Annotated in this window: 16 protein-coding genes and 1 tRNA gene; 12 read left to right on the top strand and 5 right to left on the bottom strand. The window is 65.9% G+C overall.

What is annotated here, in order from left to right; translation table 11 throughout:
• Positions 1-517: 517 nt before the first annotated feature.
• Together aqpZ and M4D77_RS16040 are read right to left on the bottom strand one after the other, a co-directional pair.
• Entirely contained in the window at positions 518-1,297 is a 780-nt protein-coding gene (gene aqpZ, locus M4D77_RS16045) for an aquaporin Z (RefSeq protein ID WP_068972549.1), read from the bottom strand.
• Positions 1,298-1,444: 147 nt separating this feature from the next.
• Positions 1,445-2,311, bottom strand: a complete 867-nt coding sequence (locus M4D77_RS16040) for an alpha/beta fold hydrolase (protein WP_159370985.1) — start codon at positions 2,309-2,311, stop codon at positions 1,445-1,447.
• Positions 2,312-2,395: 84 nt separating this feature from the next.
• Between M4D77_RS16040 and M4D77_RS16035 the strand changes: the two genes are divergently transcribed.
• Entirely contained in the window at positions 2,396-2,995 is a 600-nt protein-coding gene (locus M4D77_RS16035; RefSeq protein ID WP_068972542.1) for a TetR/AcrR family transcriptional regulator, read from the top strand.
• Positions 2,996-3,075: 80 nt separating this feature from the next.
• Here M4D77_RS16035 and M4D77_RS16030 read toward each other — a convergent pair whose 3' ends face one another.
• Together M4D77_RS16030 and M4D77_RS16025 are read right to left on the bottom strand one after the other, a co-directional pair.
• The gene (locus M4D77_RS16030) at positions 3,076-3,843 is read right to left on the bottom strand and encodes a pirin family protein (RefSeq protein WP_159370984.1); all 768 of its coding nucleotides are present in this window, start codon (positions 3,841-3,843) and stop codon (positions 3,076-3,078) included.
• 86 nt (positions 3,844-3,929) lie between these two features.
• The gene (locus M4D77_RS16025; protein WP_259936671.1) at positions 3,930-4,604 is read right to left on the bottom strand and encodes a hypothetical protein; all 675 of its coding nucleotides are present in this window, start codon (positions 4,602-4,604) and stop codon (positions 3,930-3,932) included.
• Positions 4,605-4,710: 106 nt separating this feature from the next.
• On the opposite strand from M4D77_RS16025, the gene M4D77_RS16020 reads away from it, so the two are divergent.
• The 10 genes from M4D77_RS16020 to M4D77_RS15975 all read left to right on the top strand — a co-directional run bounded on the left by M4D77_RS16020 (position 4,711) and on the right by M4D77_RS15975 (position 14,967).
• Positions 4,711-5,004 carry a hypothetical protein gene (locus M4D77_RS16020; RefSeq protein ID WP_078113201.1) on the top strand — a complete coding sequence of 98 codons (294 nt, stop codon included), beginning with the start codon at positions 4,711-4,713 and terminating at the stop codon, positions 5,002-5,004.
• Positions 5,001-5,825: a hypothetical protein gene (locus M4D77_RS16015; RefSeq protein ID WP_165629944.1), complete on the top strand. Its 825-nt coding sequence runs from the start codon at positions 5,001-5,003 to the stop codon at positions 5,823-5,825. The genes M4D77_RS16020 and M4D77_RS16015 overlap by 4 nt, the downstream gene beginning before the upstream one ends.
• A 58-nt stretch (positions 5,826-5,883) precedes the next feature.
• On the top strand, positions 5,884-7,830 hold the full coding sequence (locus M4D77_RS16010) for a fumarate reductase/succinate dehydrogenase flavoprotein subunit (protein WP_259936670.1): 1,947 nt from the start codon (positions 5,884-5,886) through the stop codon (positions 7,828-7,830).
• Between the two features lies 1 nt (position 7,831).
• On the top strand, positions 7,832-8,578 hold the full coding sequence (locus tag M4D77_RS16005) for a succinate dehydrogenase/fumarate reductase iron-sulfur subunit (protein WP_159370981.1): 747 nt from the start codon (positions 7,832-7,834) through the stop codon (positions 8,576-8,578).
• A gap of 80 nt (positions 8,579-8,658) precedes the next feature.
• Entirely contained in the window at positions 8,659-9,177 is a 519-nt protein-coding gene (locus M4D77_RS16000) for an AMP-binding protein (RefSeq protein WP_259936669.1), read from the top strand.
• Entirely contained in the window at positions 9,126-10,181 is a 1,056-nt protein-coding gene (locus M4D77_RS15995) for an AMP-binding protein (protein ID WP_259936668.1), read from the top strand. The genes M4D77_RS16000 and M4D77_RS15995 overlap by 52 nt, the downstream gene beginning before the upstream one ends.
• Positions 10,182-10,259: 78 nt before the next feature.
• Entirely contained in the window at positions 10,260-11,402 is a 1,143-nt protein-coding gene (locus M4D77_RS15990; RefSeq protein WP_065632378.1) for an acyl-CoA dehydrogenase family protein, read from the top strand.
• Positions 11,403-11,642: 240 nt separating this feature from the next.
• A complete protein-coding gene (locus M4D77_RS15985; protein ID WP_259936667.1) occupies positions 11,643-12,587 on the top strand; it encodes a WcbI family polysaccharide biosynthesis putative acetyltransferase in 945 nt (314 codons plus the stop codon).
• The gene (locus tag M4D77_RS15980) at positions 12,584-13,594 is read left to right on the top strand and encodes a hypothetical protein (RefSeq protein WP_259936666.1); all 1,011 of its coding nucleotides are present in this window, start codon (positions 12,584-12,586) and stop codon (positions 13,592-13,594) included. Before M4D77_RS15985 ends, M4D77_RS15980 begins: the two co-directional genes overlap by 4 nt.
• Positions 13,591-14,967 carry a glycosyltransferase gene (locus M4D77_RS15975; protein WP_203235855.1) on the top strand — a complete coding sequence of 459 codons (1,377 nt, stop codon included), beginning with the start codon at positions 13,591-13,593 and terminating at the stop codon, positions 14,965-14,967. The genes M4D77_RS15980 and M4D77_RS15975 overlap by 4 nt, the downstream gene beginning before the upstream one ends.
• Before the next feature lie 43 nt (positions 14,968-15,010).
• Here M4D77_RS15975 and M4D77_RS15970 read toward each other — a convergent pair.
• Positions 15,011-15,087, bottom strand: a tRNA-Leu gene (locus M4D77_RS15970).
• 111 nt (positions 15,088-15,198) lie between these two features.
• Here M4D77_RS15970 and M4D77_RS15965 point away from each other — a divergent pair.
• Entirely contained in the window at positions 15,199-15,822 is a 624-nt protein-coding gene (locus tag M4D77_RS15965; protein WP_259936665.1) for an ANTAR domain-containing response regulator, read from the top strand.
• Positions 15,823-15,937: the final 115 nt, after the last annotated feature.

The raw sequence follows: 15,937 nt of genomic DNA, 5'->3' as shown, positions 1-15,937 counted from the left end.
GACATCGCTGCCGGCCGTACCCGACCCGTAGAAAGGACCGCCGCCTGACCCCTAAACCCCTTCCGGCCGGGACAAGCTCGCTGCTCCTTGGGCACATAAGCCCGACCCTGAGCCTGAGCAGTCCCACCCCGGCGCGAACCAAGCTCGAATGAAGGCTGTTGGGTACCAACCCGTTTGACCGCTAGGTAGAGCCCGCGCCAGGCAACGACCCCGGCCATCCAAAACCCCACCATCATCCATCCCGCAGCCACCACCGGCCGCCGGGCCACACCCCCACGCCCACACCCATCACAGGACCCTGTTGACACAAACCCTCATAGGCTGCTCAGGGAGCAGTAGTTGGGCCCGCTCCGAGCACAACGAGTTCTTTCGTGGTCCTCCGTCGGCCGCGAGACCGCGTCCTACTCTGACTGATGAACCCCAACTCGACTGATGGACTTCGATCGAAGTCCATCAGTCGAGTTCGGGTTCACCAGTCGCACGGCATGTCCGTCCTCGATCCGGCCCATCGCCACGATCAGGCGTCGGCGGTCTCGGTCCGTGCCGGTTCGGCTGCTGCGCGCTTCCCGTTCTGGAACAGCAGCGGGTAGAGGAGACCGCCGATCAGTCCGCCGATCAGCGGCGCCAGCCAGAAGGCCCACAACTGACCGGGTGCGCCGTTGCCGTTGAAGAAGGCGACCGCCGTCGAACGCGCCGGGTTGACCGATGTGTTGCTGATCGGGATCGAGATCAGGTGGATGAGCGTGAGGCACAAGCCTATGGCGAGCGGACCGAAGCCCGCGGGAGCGCGTCCGTCGGTCGCGCCGAGGACCACGATGAGGAAAAACGCCGTCAGCAGGATCTCCGCGATGAGGACCGCGGTGAGCGAGTAGTTGCTGGGGGAGTGTTCTCCGAACCCGTTGGCGGCCATATTGCCCTCGGCCTCGAACCCGGGTTGGCCCTTGGCGATGAGGAAGAGCATGAGGCCGGCCAACAGGCCACCCACGACCTGCGCCACCCAAAAGGTGGGCAGCTCTTTCCAGGAGAGCCGGCCGCTGACGGCGGCGCCCAGCGTGATCGCGGGATTGAAGTGTGCGCCGGAGACGTGCCCCACCGCGTAGGCCATCGTCACGACGGTGAGACCGAAAGCCAGAGAGACACCGAGGAACCCGATTCCGACCTGGAAGGTGTCCTGGCCGTCCTCGGACTGGGCGATCTGCTTGGCGGCGTAGATCGCGCTGCCGCATCCGCCGAAGACCAACCAGAATGTTCCGAAGAACTCAGCCGCGAGTCGTGCTGCGGGCGACGGGGAAGGCATGAACGTCCTTTCGCTGGCGACTTGGCCGGCGAGGCGCGCCAAGTGCCTTGCCCTTCGAGTGGCTCACACAGTAGCCGTGCCGCCGGAAACTGGCAGCATTATGGCAAATCGTGTGCAGTTCAACGAAGAAATGGTCGTCGAAGCTCGTCACCGATCGCGGAATCGCGCGGCGATTGCCGCGCTCATCGTCTCGGGAGCGTCTTCGGACACGAAGTGCTTGGCGTCCGGGAGCTCGACGACCTCCAGGTCGGAGAAGGCCGCGCGAATCTTGGGGATGCAGCGTCGCGGCCGGAAAACGATGTCCCTCATCCCCCATACGGCGAGTGCCGGCCTATCGCCCAGACGGAGCGGGACATCCGCGGCCAACTGCTCGAGGAGTGGTCTCGCCGAGCGGATCTCGCCGGGCATGACCAAGAGTCCATATCGGGCGTCGGGACTCGGTTGCACCCGCCGATAGTGCTCGGCCTCCGCGTTGGTCAAGGTCGGCCCGAACCTGCCGAGCAGTACGCCTTCGACGAGCAGATTCTGTTCGAGGATGCACTGTCGCAACGGACGACTGCTCATGACCGCGCTGAACAATCGATTCGGTAGCAGATCGATCGGCCAGAACGCGGTGTTCGCGAGAACGATCCCGCCCACGCGTTCGGCGCGGGGGACTGCCGCACCGAGTCCGATGGGTCCACCCCAGTCGTGACCCACCAGGACGAAGTCGTCCAAGGAGAGGTGGTCGATCAGCTCGCCGAGGACAACCGTCAGCTCGGCGATGGTGTAGCCGAACCCGTCGGGGCGAGTGGACAGCCCGAAGCCGGGGAGGTCCAGGGCGACGCAGCGAAAACGATCGCGCAGCCCGGTCACGATGTGCCGGTAGAGGAAGCTCCAGGTGGGGGAGCCGTGACACATCAGGACAGGTCGCCCGACGCCTTCGTCGATGTAATGAAGCCGTCCGACCGACGATTCGAACCATCGTGACTCGAAGGGATACAGTGTTGGGTCGGGTACGAAATCGATTTCCACTGGCGTCTCCGTCCACCGCGATGCATCGGGCTCTACACATGTAGAGACTACGGGACGATCCGCTACATCTGTAGTATCTCGCGCATGTCTGCGGATTCGACCAGTGGAGGCGGGCGTCGGGATGTCATCGCCGATGCCGGCATCCGAATCATCGCCCGCGACGGTGTCCGCGCACTCACCCATCGGGCTGTCGATCGGGAGGCGCGGTTGCCGCTGGGGTCGACCTCCTACCATGCGAGGACCCGGATCGCGCTGATCGAGCTCATCGTCGACGCACTGGCGGCCCGCACCCGGATCGACACCGAGGCATTGGTGATGACAGATGAAGGGGTCGACCACGACGGACGGGTTCCGGTCGACGAACTGGCCGGATCGCTGTCGGAATTGGTCGACACCCTCGCTGCCAGACACGACGACATGCGCGCCCGTTACGCGCTCATCCTCGAACTCGACGATCTGCCCGCCATTCGCCAAAGGTTGACGGGTCGGTCCGACGTCGAGGACGTGGCACGACTGGTGGCGACGCGTTCGCTCGCCGGTGCCGGCCTGCCGAATTCGGGCGTCGAGGTCGAAGATCTACTCGCGATCACGGATTCACTGGTGTTCTACCGCACCGCCATCAACCCGGCAGTCGACATCCGGCGCATTCTGGACCAGTACCTCCGGGGCGCCATCGTCGGGTGACCTCGCATTCGCAGTCGCCGTCATCGCCGGTTGACGAATGTTGGGCTTCCTTTCCGCGTCCAGTTCGGCCCGACGGGTGGTCAGAGGTCACGGTTGAACGTCGTGTGCATCTCCCAGAACAGGATCTCGGCCTCGGACGTCGCGGTGACACCGACCGCGCCCTCATCGATGGTGCGCAGCGCGTCGCCCTCGACGAGTCGGATGCCGTCGTCCAGCTCGACACCGCCTCGCGCAACGTAGAGATGTCCGTACGGTGCCGGGGGAAGGGCGACCGACTGTCCGGAACCGATCCGGGCCACGTGCAGCGCCGCGAACGGGTTGCCGATCGAGATCGCATCTGTGCCCGCGTGTTCGGGCCTGCCGGAGACCACCGTGACCAGCCCGCCGGTCGCGAGATCGGCGCTGAAGTCGCGTTCGGCGTAGCCGGGTTCACCTCCACCGTGCTCGGGCGCCAACCACATCTGCACGACGCGCAGGTCCCGGTTCTCGCTGCGCCGTGACGCATTCGCCTCAGTGTGGGTGATCCCGCGGCCCGCGCTCATCCGCTGCGCGACGCCCGGCGTGATCACGCCGGTGTTGCCGAACGAATCACGATGAGTGACAGCACCTTCGAGTACCCAAGTGACGATTTCGGCGTCCCGGTGGAAGTGGGCGTCGAAACCTTCACCGGCGTCGACGCGATCGTCGTTGTGCACCAGCAGGACTCCGTGGGCGTTCGCCGCGAGATCGAAGTTGCCCGTGACGGGGAAGGACTGGCGGGAATCGAGCCACCCGCTCCGGAAGATGTGCCGCTCGGTACCCGGGATGACCTGCCGCGACGGCACGGTCCTGATAGATGGCTCGCTCATCGTGACTCCGATCTGGTCCTCTGGACCCCGCCGGCACAACCGTCACGTCGCCGACCCTATTCCGGTGTGCGATCGTGCCGCGGTCGTCAATCGAGAAGGTTGACCGCGTTGGCCACCACCAGGCTGAGGATGACGATCGACAACAGCGACTGCGACGCCATCGCCAGCTTCGCACGACGCGACAGCGGCATCACGTCGGTGGGGCTGAAGGCAGTCGCGTTGGTCAGTGCCAGATAGAGGTAGTCGAAGAACACGGGACGCCATCCCGGCGGTGCCAGTCGGGGCTCGAGGTGTTGCGGAAAGGCGAGGTCCGGGTATGCGGCCGGACGCAGGTGCCGGTTCACTGGACCGCCGCCGTCGAGCTCCCAGTAGAGGAATGCGAACGCGATGACGGTCTGCAGCCAGACGAGAGCCCCGGCGACCAGCAACTGGTTCGCCGCCGCGGTCTGCGGATCTCCGTGCAGCAGGTCCCACACGAGTCGTCCCGCTCCCCACGCCGCACCTGCGGCGATGGCGACGACCAGCCCCACGGAGAGGCCGCGGACCCACCGGCCGGGCCGGTCGATGCGACGGGGGTCGACCACGATCAGTGTCAGCAGGACCAGCCCCTCGATCGCGGGTAGCAGCCAAGCGGTACCGGCGGCGTAACGCGCGGGCAAGAGGAACGGGATCGCCATCGCGACCAGTACGAACGCCGATGCGGTCCATCGCTGCTCAGCTCGGGGCAGGTTCTGCGCGGGAACGTGGTCGTCGTCGTTCATCTGGCGGCCTCCGGTCGGGGGAGCCGACACGTTCCGCCAACATCGTTGACTCAGCGGGCCCGGCCGGTACTGTGTTCTTCATCACATAGGCAGGAAGGGATGTGCCATGATACCGACCGAGATGAAGGAGCTGCATCGGAGTATAGGTGCGCTACGGCATCACATGACCACGCTGCAGACGCAGTACGGCGATGTAGACGCGGTTCGGCGAATGTCCAACGATCTGGATCGGCTGGAGATCGACCTTCACGACTTCGAGCACGCACCGCCACCGCTGCTGCAGACGAAAGTCGGGCGAGACCAGGTTATCTATGTGCCTGACTGCAAGTCGGACGAGTCGGCCTGGCTGGGTGCGCAAGACGAAGGGCTGGGCTTTCATTCGCGTGAGCGCACGAAGTGAGCGCCCCCGCGACTGAGCGGGACACAGTCGGGGTCTTCTCTCCGGGCCGCGCGCGAATCCTGGCCCGAACTCTCCGCCAGGACAGGTGGTGGCTGTCGCCGCTGCTGACAGTCGTGGGTCTCGCGGCCTTCGTCATCTACGCGACGATCCGGTCCTTCGTGCGCACCGCCTATTACGCCGCGGACTATCACTACCTCTCGCCGTTCTATTCGCCGTGCCTCAGCGAGTCGTGCGTGCCCGGGGCGAGTCATTTCGGTACTCCCTTCCCCGAACTCCCGATGTGGATTCCGCTGGCATTCCTCTCGCTGCCGTTCCTGCTCGGGTTCCGACTGACCTGCTACTACTACCGCAAGGCCTATTACCGGTCGGTCTGGCTGTCGCCGCCTGCCTGCGCCGTCGCCGAACCCCACAGTCGTTACACCGGCGAGACGCGACTACCGCTCATCATCCAGAATTCGCACCGGTACTTCTTCTACGTGGCCGTGGTCATCTCGGTGATCAACACCTACGACGCGATCGTCGCCTTCCACGGTGAAGGCGGCGGTTTCGGCTTCGGGCTGGGCAACGTCATCCTCGTCGTGAACGTGCTCCTGCTGTGGACCTACACGGTGTCGTGCCACTCGTGTCGCCACGTGACCGGCGGCCGGCTCAAGCACTTCTCGAAACATCCGGTGCGCTACTGGGTCTGGAGCCAGGTGTCCAAGCTCAACACCCGGCACATGCAATTCGCCTGGATCACGCTCGGCACGTTGGTGCTCACCGACTTCTACATCATGCTGGTCGCCAGCAACACCATCTCGGACCTGAGGTTCGTGGGTTGACCGATTGACTACACAACGCCAGTGGTGCAGCCGTTTTCAACGTTGGGAGTCCCGCTAGATGACCGAGCCGGAACGCTACGAGTACGACGTCGTTGTCATCGGTGCGGGCGGTGCCGGGTTGCGGGCGGTCATCGAGGCCCGCGAGCGTGGTTATTCGGTGGCCGTGGTGTGCAAGTCCCTGTTCGGCAAGGCCCACACGGTCATGGCCGAAGGCGGATGTGCCGCCTCGATGGGCAACGCCAACTCGAAAGACAACTGGCAGACGCACTTTCAGGACACGATGCGGGGCGGCAAGTTCCTGAACAACTGGCGCATGGCCGAGTTGCACGCCAAGGAGGCCCCGGATCGCGTCTGGGAACTCGAAACCTATGGCGCCCTGTTCGATCGAACCGCGGACGGGCGGATTTCGCAGCGCAACTTCGGCGGCCACACCTATCCTCGACTCGCTCATGTCGGCGACCGCACCGGGCTGGAGCTCATCCGGACGATGCAACAGAAGATCGTCTCGCTGCAGCAGGAGGACTACGCCGCCACCGGTGACTACGAGTCGCGCATCAAGGTGTTCGCCGAATGCACTATCACCGAACTGCTGAAGGACGGCGACGCGATCGCCGGTGCGTTCGGGTATTGGCGCGAGTCCGGCCGGTTCATCGTGTTCGAGGCGCCCGCGGTGGTCGTCGCCACCGGCGGGATCGGCAAGTCGTTCAAGGTGACGTCGAATTCGTGGGAATACACCGGCGACGGGCACGCTTTGGCACTGCGAGCCGGCGCGAGCCTGATCAACATGGAGTTCGTCCAGTTCCATCCGACCGGGATGGTGTGGCCGCCCAGCGTCAAGGGCATCCTCGTGACCGAGGGTGTTCGCGGCGACGGTGGAGTTCTCAAGAACACCGAGGGCAAGCGCTTCATGTTCGATTACATCCCACCGGTCTTCAAAGGTCAGTACGCCGAGACCGAAGAGGAGGCCGATGAATGGCTGGCGGACAACGACAGCGCCCGGCGAACGCCGGACCTGTTACCGCGCGATGAGGTCGCGCGGGCGATCAACGAGGAGGTCAAGGCCGGACGCGGCACCGAGCACGGCGGCGTCTACCTCGACATCGCGTCCCGCATGCCCGCCGAGGAGATCATGCGCAGGCTGCCGTCGATGCACCACCAGTTCAAGGAGCTCGCCGACGTCGACATCACCGCCGAACCGATGGAGGTGGGGCCGACCTGTCACTACGTGATGGGCGGGATCGAGGTGGATCCGGACACGGCCGCGTCACGGGTTCCGGGCCTGTTCGCGGCCGGCGAGTGTTCCGGCGGGATGCACGGTTCGAACCGGCTCGGCGGAAACTCGTTGTCGGACCTGCTGGTCTTCGGACGGCGGGCCGGCCTCGGCGCGGCGGCGTACGTCGAATCGCTGACGACCCGTCCCGCGGTCTCCGCCGAAGACATCGACCGGGCGGCTGCGTCCGTGCTGGCGCCCTTCGATCCGCCGGCCGAGGGCAAACCGGAGAACCCCTACACGCTGCACACCGACCTCCAGCAGGCCATGAACGATCTGGTCGGGATCATCCGCAAAGAGGACGAGATGCAGGAAGCGATCGGCGTGCTCGCGGACCTGCGAAAGCGCCTGGGCGGCATGCAGGTCGAGGGACATCGTCAGTTCAATCCGGGCTGGCATCTCGCGGTCGACCTACGCAACATGCTGCTGGTCTGCGAGTGCGTCGCGAAGGCCGCACTCATGCGCACCGAGAGCCGTGGTGGTCACACCCGCGATGACCATCCGTCCATGGACTCGAACTGGCGCAATGCGCTGCTGGTGTGCACCGCGGACCTCGACGGGGACGACGCCGCGGTGCCGGAGGTCAGCGTCGTGCGCACGGAACAGACGCCGATGCGGCCGGACCTCCTGGAGCTGTTCGAGTTCCCCGAGATCGAGAAGTACTACACGGCGGCCGAGATAGCCGGTCATCCCGGCGCCGGTGGCGAGCGAGCCGAGGGGCATTCGGAGGACTGACATGGGATACGACGCGAAGTTCCGGATCTGGCGCGGCGACACCGACGCCGGCGGTCTCGAGGACTACACGGTGATCGTCAACGAGGGCGAGGTGGTGCTGGACATCATCCACCGCCTACAGGCGACGCAGGCCCCGGATCTCGCGGTGCGCTGGAACTGCAAGGCGGGCAAGTGCGGATCGTGTTCGGCGGAGGTGAACGGGCGTCCCAAACTGCTGTGCATGACCAGGATGTCAACGTTCACCGAGGACGAGGTCGTGACGGTGACCCCGATGCGCACGTTCCCGGTGATCCGCGACCTGGTCACCGATGTCTCGTTCAACTACGCCAAAGCCCGTGAAGTGCAATCGTTCACACCGCCGCCGGGTCTGGCGCCGGGGGAGTACCGGATGAAGCAGGTCGACGTGCAGCGTTCGCAGGAGTTCCGCAAGTGCATCGAGTGCTTCCTGTGCCAGGACACCTGCCATGTCGTGCGCGATCACGAGGACAACAAACAGAACTTCTCCGGGCCGCGTTTCCTGATGCGCGTCGCCGAACTCGACATGCACCCCCTGGACGTGGCCGAACGCCGCGACTCGGCGCGCACCGAGCACGGACTGGGCCTCTGCAACATCACCAAGTGCTGTACCGACGTCTGTCCCGAGCAGATCAAGATCACCGACAACGCGTTGATCCCCATGAAGGAGCGAGTTGTCGACCGCACCTACGACCCGCTGGTGTGGTTGGGCAACAAGCTCTTCCGACGTTAACGGACCCATACGCAGTATCGTCTTCGACGAACTCCCGTTCCCCGGTGCGCGGCGCGCGCGGGCCACCCGCTCGAGGCCAGATGTCGCACAACGTTGCGCCCAGAGCAACGACTCACTACATCTACAGGGGTGACCGCACCGCCGTCATCGACGGTGCGCTCCGCCTCACCTACGCCGACCTGTATCGGCGGGTCGGGCACGTCACCGCCGCGCTGGAGGCGCTCGGCGTCAGGCCGGGTGACCGCGTGGCCGCCCTCTGTGCGAACAGTGCGGTCATGCTCGAACTGCACAGCGCCGTGCCCGCGCACGGTTCGGTGTTGGTGCCGCTGAACATCCGGCTGTCCGAACCCGAGCTCGTCTACATCCTGGAGCACAGCGGTGCGACGCTCCTTGTCGCGACCGTTGAGTTCGCCGACCGTGCACGGGCGGTCGCCGAATCGGTGGGGATCCGGGTCGTCGTGGGCGGTTCAGCGGACGGCGCGGACGAGTACGAGTCGCTGCTCGCGCAGGCCGGGGCGCCGGTTCGGCGGGAGACCGACGAGCGGGGGTGCTGGCGATCAACTACACCTCGGGGACGACGGGCCGTCCGAAGGGCGTGATGTACCACCACCGCGGCGCGTACCTGCAGTCCTTGGCGATGGCGTACCACTCCGGTCTCGGACCGGGCTCGACATACCTGTGGACCCTACCCATGTTCCATTGCGACGGTTGGTGTTTCACCTGGGCTGTCATCGCCGCGGGTGGTACGAACCACTGCCTGCGCAGCATCGACACCGGACGGATCTGGCGCCACCTCACCGAGGACGGGGTGACTCACTTCAGCGCGGCGCCCACGGTGCTCACCATGATCGCCGAAGACCCGTCGGCGGCGCGGCTGGATCGGGTGGTACAGGCGGCGACCGGAGGCGCTCCGCCATCGCCCGCGCTGCTCTCACGGATGGCCGGACTCGGCATCGAGATCACCCATCTGTACGGCATGACCGAGACATTCGGACCCGCGGTCGTCAACCAGTGGCAGCCGGACTGGGACGACGCGACCGATGCCGAGCGGGCGGAACGCAGGGCGCGGCAGGGCATCGGCAACATCGTGGCCGGCAGGGTCCGGGTGATCGGCGAGGACGACCGGGACGTACCCGCCGACGGTGCCGCCATCGGCGAGCTGATCGTCCGCGGCAACAACGTGATGCTCGGCTACTACCGCGACCCCGCCGCGACCGCCGCGGCCACCGTCGACGGATGGTTGCGAACCGGCGATCTCGCGGTCATGCACGCCGACGGGTACGTCGAGATCCGGGACCGCAGCAAGGACGTCATCATCTCCGGCGGTGAGAACATCGCCTCGGTCGAAGTCGAGCGGGTGCTCGACAGCCACCCCGACGTCGTCGAATCGGCGGTGGTCGGCCGCACCGACGAACGGTGGGGTGAGGTCCCCATCGCCTACGTCTCGGTGCGGCCCGGTTCCGCAGTGTCCGCCGACGACCTGATCGAGTTCGCGCGGAGCAATCTCGCCCGGTTCAAGGTGCCGAAGGAGATCGTGTTCGCCGAGCTCCCCAAGACCTCGACGGGCAAGATCCAGAAGAACGTGCTCCGCAGTCAGGGATGACGACGCCGCCACGATAGTGCCAACGGTGACTGTTACGCTCACCGTTGACACTGTCAATCGTGGATAGGTACGCACACCATGACCGAACGGTCCTCCTGGGAAGACGACGATCTCACCGCGCTGCGGGATCTCGCACGTAGCTTCTGTGAGAAGGAGATCCAGCCGAACACCGAGAAGTTCATCGAGCAGCACCACGTCGACCGCGACCTGTGGAACAAAGCCGGTGACCTCGGCCTGCTCTGCATGTCGATTCCCGAAGAGTACGGTGGCGGCGGTGGCACCTTCGCGCACGAGGCCGTGCTCATCGAGGAGCAGGCGCGCGTCGCCGACAGCTCGTGGGGCGTCAGCCTGCACAACGGCATCGTCGCGCACTACATCCTCGAGTACGGCTCGGAGGAGCAGAAGAAGACCTGGTTGCCCAAGATGGCCAGTGGCGAGGCGGTGGGCGCCATCGCGATGACCGAACCGGGTACCGGGTCGGATCTGCAGAACGTGAAGACGAAGGCGATCAAGCAGGGCGACGAGTACGTCATCGACGGCTCCAAGACCTTCATCACCAACGGTGGTCAGGCCGACATCATCATCGTCGTCGCCAAGACCGACGTCTCCGAGGGAGCCAAGGGCATCTCGCTCATCCTGGTCGAGGCCGAGCGCGAAGGCTTCCGACGCGGCCGGGTGCTCGACAAGATCGGCCAGCGAGGGCAGGACACCTCGGAGCTGTTCTTCGATGGTGTGCGCGTCCCCACCTCGAACCTCCTCGGCCCCGAAGAGGGCCAGGGCTTCGTCCAGCTGATGATGCAGCTCCCGCAGGAACGGCTGATCATCGCGCTGGCCTCGGTGGCCGGCATGGAGAAGGCCGTCTCCGAGACCATCGCCTACACCAAGGACCGCACGGCATTCGGCCGGCCGATCTTCAGCTTCCAGAACACGAAGTTCAAACTCGCCGAGGCGGCGACCGAGGCACGGATCGCGCGCGTGTTCGTCGATGACTGCATCAACAAGCACATCAAGGGCGAGCTCGACATCCCGACCGTCGCCATGGCGAAGTGGTGGACCAGTGACCGGGCCATGGTGGTCGCCGACGAGTGCCTGCAGCTGTTCGGCGGGTACGGCTACATGAACGAGTACCCGATCGCGCGTCTGTGGGCCGACAACCGCGTCCAGAAGATCTACGCGGGCACCAACGAGATCATGAAGGAGATCATCGCCCGGACGTTGTGACGCCACCTCCCGTACGGCAGAGACGGCCCCGGTTATATGATCACGGGGGCCGTCGCTCACCCGTCCGGTTTCCGGTGCGTTCCGAATGTCTGGGGAACCGAGGCAGTGTGACCAAGCCGATGATTCGTCAGCGAGCCGAACGGTTATACGAGGAGCTGGGGTCGGCCGGTTGTCCGCGAGGGGAGTCGATACACACGATGACAGCACACCACCAGGTCGCTCGACCACAGCGAAGCGCGTATGACGTCGAGTGACACCGTGCTGGTGGACGGGCGGACCCGACACTACGGCGAGTTCTACGGCGTCACCGAGGCGCAGATGAACGATGACGAGCAGCTGCTCGTCGTCTGGGGAAACTGCCAGGCCGAAGCGCTGCGGATCGCGCTGTCCAGCTCCCCGGACCTTCCGTTCCGCACCATTCGAGTCCCACCGGTCCACGAACTCGAGTCCACCGACATCGCTCATGTCGAACGCCTCGTCCGCCGGGCCGCGGTCATCGTCTCTCAGCCGGTACGTGCCCGATACCGGGGGCTCCCGATCGGTGGACCCGACCTCGCGGAGATGGCACCGGCCGCGACCGTCGTGGTGTGGCCGGTCATCCGCTACGGCGGGTTGTTCCCGTTTCAGGTCATCGCCCGACATCCCGCGCAACCGTCCGCGGTACCCGCTGCTGTTCCCTACCACGATCTCCGGACCGTCCTGGCGGTCAGAGCCGGCCGGACCCGCTTCGACGAATGGGATGTCGAGGTCTCCGCCGACCGCTTCCGGGAGGCCGCACAGTGGAGTGTGGCCCAGCTCGAGGTCCGCGAGCGGCGGCACTGCGACGTCGGGATCTCCGACATCCTGCTCGACGTCGGGGCCGACGCCGCACATACGATCAACCATCCCGGCAACCGGGTACTACTGACCCTCGGCGGTCGGATTCTCGAGGCGCTCGGGGCGTCGGCGCCGGTCCCGCCGTCACGCGACCTGCTCGGCAACATCCGGGCGCCGCTGGAACGACGGGTGATCGACGCGCTCGGTATCCAGGCGACCCCGCGAGCGTCCTGGGACGTCGGCGGTGCGGTGCTGACCGAGGAAGAGGTGCACCGCAGTCAGATGCAGTGGTACGCAGAGCGTCCCGAGTTCATCGACGCCGTGCTGGACCGGTACGGCGATCTCATCGAGATCCTGGGAATGTCATGACGAGCCCAGTGGGGCACCTCCTCGTCGGCCCCCGCTCGCACGGTGTGGTGCGGTATGCCCAGTCTGTCTTCGACGCGGTGACGGCCGAGGGTGGCGATCATCGGCTGGTACACCTCCGCACGCGGTGTGCCGGCGTGTCCTCGATTCTGACCGAGTGCGCACACGTGCACATGCACGTGACCGACCGTCTGTTCGGACACACTCCGTTGCGAGCGCGGGACAACCTGCTCGCCATGATTGCGGGGCTCCGACGCCCGGTCTCGGTGACGTTGCACGATCTGCCGCAGCCCTCGGATGGACGGGCGATGCCGGCCCGCATCGAGTTCTTCCGAGCGGTGGCCCGGTCTTCGGCGGGCGTGATCGTGTCCAGCCGACACGAGGCGTCGCTCTTCGCCGAGTATGTGGACGCGTCGATCGAGGTGGAGGTCGTGCCGCTGATGTTCGATGCCGTCCGTGCCCACAAGCCCTCGGACTCAGACGAATTGACCGTCGGTGTGCTCGGCTACCTGTATCCGGGGAAGGGTCACATCGAGACGCTCAGAGCGATGGCCGGTCTCGATCCGTCGGTCGGCTTCGTGGCGCTCGGAACTCCGTCGCCCGGCCACGACGATCTCGCCGACGACCTCGCGAAGCTCGCCGCGGACACGGGGAGGCGATGCACGATCACCGGCTACCTGACCGACGACGAACTCCGCCGGGCGTCGGCGGACGTCACGGTTCCGGTCGCATACCACCGGCACATGTCGGCATCCGGCTCCATCAATTCCTGGATCTCGGCCGGACGTCGTCCACTGGTTCCGCGGACCGCCTACACCGAGGAACTCGCCGCTCGGTCGCCGGGCGTGCTCACGATGCACGACAACAACGACGCGGCGCTTCGGGCCGCCATCGAGAGTGCGTTCGCGGATCCGGAATCCACGTGGATCGATGCGGCGGTGTCGCCGTCGCCGACCGCCGCCGACGTCGGTCGAAGCCACGAGATGTTGCTGCGGCGGTGGAGTGCGTGACGGTCGTCGGACTCGACGATGGCCGGACCATCGTGCCCGACAATCGCTGGGACCTGGTCGGAAATCTTTCGTCGAGACCATTGGTGAGCGTCGTGATCCCGTATTACGAGCAGACACATCAACTCTCATTGGTCCTCGAGGCGTTGACGGCGCAGACCTACCCGCCGGATCGACTGGAGGTGGTGGTCGCCGACGACGGATCGAGAGTTCCCCCGGATGTGAGCGCGTGGACCTCCCGGTTGACCATCACCGTGGTCAGGCAGGAGGACAGGGGATTTCGGGCCGCCGCCGCCCGCAACCTGGGAGTCGCGGCGTCGAACGGCTCGGTTCTGTGTTTCCTCGACGCGGATACGGTTCCGACCGCCGGCTACATCTCGCACATGGTCCGACTGGCCGCCGCGGCGCCCGACGTACTCGTGGTCGGCCGACGCAAGCACGGGGACCTGAGTCAGGTCGAGCCCCGCTCGGTGGTCGAATGGCTGTCCGCCCAGCGGCATCTCGAGGTCGCGCACGACCATGAACCCGAGTGGCTGGTCAACGCCTATGACCGCACAGCCAACCTCCTGCTCCCGGGCTGGGACGGCTACAAGTACATGATCAGCGCGGTGATGAGCTGTAGCCGGGAGCTGTTCGACGATGTAGGAGGATTCGACCCGTCCTTCGTCGGGTACGGGGGAGAGGACTGGGAATTCGCGAACCGGGCTTTCATGATGGGTGCGGTGTTCGTTCACGAACCCGACGCCGTCGCCTGGCACGACGGACCCGACTGGGCCGAGCGTGCGGTGCCCGAACGGATCTCGGAGAAGAACGCCGAAGCGCTCGCTCTCGCGCCCCTCATCACCGATCCGGCGGCCCGGACCGCCGGGCTGCTGTATCCGATCCCGGACATCGTCGTGCTGGTGTCGACGGACGGCCACACCGCGGCTTCGCTGCTGCACACCGTCGGCAGCGCCCTGCGCGGGTCCGATGCCGCCGCCTGGCTTGTCGGGGACGACGCCGAAACGCTGGTTGCTCAGCTCGGAGTCCGTGATTCGCGAATCCGGATCGGTGGCCCGGACGCGTCGACGCTGTCGCGGTGCAGGTTCGTCGTCGAGGTTGCCGGGCCCGTGGTCTTCTCCGCTGATTCGCTCGCGCTCCTCGCGACGCGCGTCGCACCGGGGGAGGGTGGCCAGGTGACGGTGGACTTCGGCGGGTTGCGGCCGGCGTCGGTCACGCTCACGGCGTCGCGTGCACGACACCGTGTCCGACGCTGGGCGGAGCACACCGACCTGGGTGCCGATGAGCTCCTGAGGCGTCTGTTCGGGGTCCGGACAGTGCGTTGCGACGATGTCGGGATCGGCGTCGGCGGCTGCGAACCGGCGTTGGCCTGGTGAGTGTGCCGAGCCGCCGCAAAGCGGGCGGTGATCAGGTCGTTTCTGGTGCCCCCGGTCAGACTCGAACTGACACTGGACGGGTTTTGAATCCGTTGCCTCTGCCAATTGGGCTACGGGGGCCAGTGCGCGGGTTGCCCGCGCCGGGAACCAACTCTAGATGATCGGCCGAGCGGCCTGCCAACCGGTACTCTGCGTGCACACAGACGTGGCGTCAGCGACGTGGAGGAGGGGATGGTGACGGTGACCGACAGTGCGACGACCGCAGCCGGTGAGACCACGACAACACACCGCGTGCTGGTGGCCGAGGACGATTCGCTGATCCGGATGGATCTGACCGAGATGCTGCGTGAAGAGGGCTACGACGTCGTCGGCGAGGCGCCGAACGGGCAGGTCGCCGTGGAGTTGACCGAGTCGCTGGCCCCCGACCTCGTGATCATGGACATCAAGATGCCCGTGCGCGACGGTATCGATGCCGCGACCGAGATCGCCGCGAAGCGCCTCGCCCCGGTCGTCATGCTGACCGCATTCAGCCAGCGCGACTTCATCGACAAGGCACGCGACGCCGGTGCCATGGCCTATCTCGTCAAGCCGTTCACGAAGGCCGATCTGGTGCCGGCCATCGAGGTGGCTGTGAGTCGCTATCAGGAGCTCAAACAGCTCGAGCGCGAGGTCGCGACCATGAACGAGCGGCTGGAGACCCGCAAGCTCGTGGAGCGGGCCAAGGGCCTGCTCATGGAGAAGCAGGCTCTGTCCGAACCGGATGCCTTCAAATGGATACAGCGTGCGGCCATGGACCGCCGGACCACCATGAAAGCCGTTGCGCAGGTTGTCGTCGAGACGCTCGGCAGCGACTGACCCAGAACCCCTGGACGGTGCAATGCCTGTGCGCGCAAACCAGTTTCACTGTCTTTACGCAGCCGCAACAAGATCGCGCTAGCTTTCTCCTGCGAGGCGCGGTTCGCCGTACGGC

The organism is Gordonia sp. p3-SID1431, from assembly GCF_025143765.1.
Lineage (GTDB): Bacteria > Actinomycetota > Actinomycetes > Mycobacteriales > Mycobacteriaceae > Gordonia > Gordonia hongkongensis.
This window is presented reverse-complemented; position numbering and strand designations above follow the sequence as displayed.

What these genes read in the sequence shown, in the direction of transcription:
- aqpZ (WP_068972549.1), bottom strand. Translation starts at nt 1,297, where the DNA reads ATGCCTTCCCCGTCGCCCGCAGCACGACTCGCGGCTGAGTTCTTCGGA.
- M4D77_RS16035 (WP_068972542.1), top strand. Translation starts at nt 2,396, where the DNA reads ATGTCTGCGGATTCGACCAGTGGAGGCGGGCGTCGGGATGTCATCGCC.
- M4D77_RS16030 (WP_159370984.1), bottom strand. Translation starts at nt 3,843, where the DNA reads ATGAGCGAGCCATCTATCAGGACCGTGCCGTCGCGGCAGGTCATCCCG.
- M4D77_RS16025 (WP_259936671.1), bottom strand. Translation starts at nt 4,604, where the DNA reads ATGAACGACGACGACCACGTTCCCGCGCAGAACCTGCCCCGAGCTGAG.
- M4D77_RS16020 (WP_078113201.1), top strand. Translation starts at nt 4,711, where the DNA reads ATGATACCGACCGAGATGAAGGAGCTGCATCGGAGTATAGGTGCGCTA.
- M4D77_RS16010 (WP_259936670.1), top strand. Translation starts at nt 5,884, where the DNA reads ATGACCGAGCCGGAACGCTACGAGTACGACGTCGTTGTCATCGGTGCG.
- M4D77_RS16005 (WP_159370981.1), top strand. Translation starts at nt 7,832, where the DNA reads ATGGGATACGACGCGAAGTTCCGGATCTGGCGCGGCGACACCGACGCC.
- M4D77_RS16000 (WP_259936669.1), top strand. Translation starts at nt 8,659, where the DNA reads ATGTCGCACAACGTTGCGCCCAGAGCAACGACTCACTACATCTACAGG.
- M4D77_RS15990 (WP_065632378.1), top strand. Translation starts at nt 10,260, where the DNA reads ATGACCGAACGGTCCTCCTGGGAAGACGACGATCTCACCGCGCTGCGG.
- M4D77_RS15985 (WP_259936667.1), top strand. Translation starts at nt 11,643, where the DNA reads ATGACGTCGAGTGACACCGTGCTGGTGGACGGGCGGACCCGACACTAC.
- M4D77_RS15980 (WP_259936666.1), top strand. Translation starts at nt 12,584, where the DNA reads ATGACGAGCCCAGTGGGGCACCTCCTCGTCGGCCCCCGCTCGCACGGT.
- M4D77_RS15965 (WP_259936665.1), top strand. Translation starts at nt 15,199, where the DNA reads ATGGTGACGGTGACCGACAGTGCGACGACCGCAGCCGGTGAGACCACG.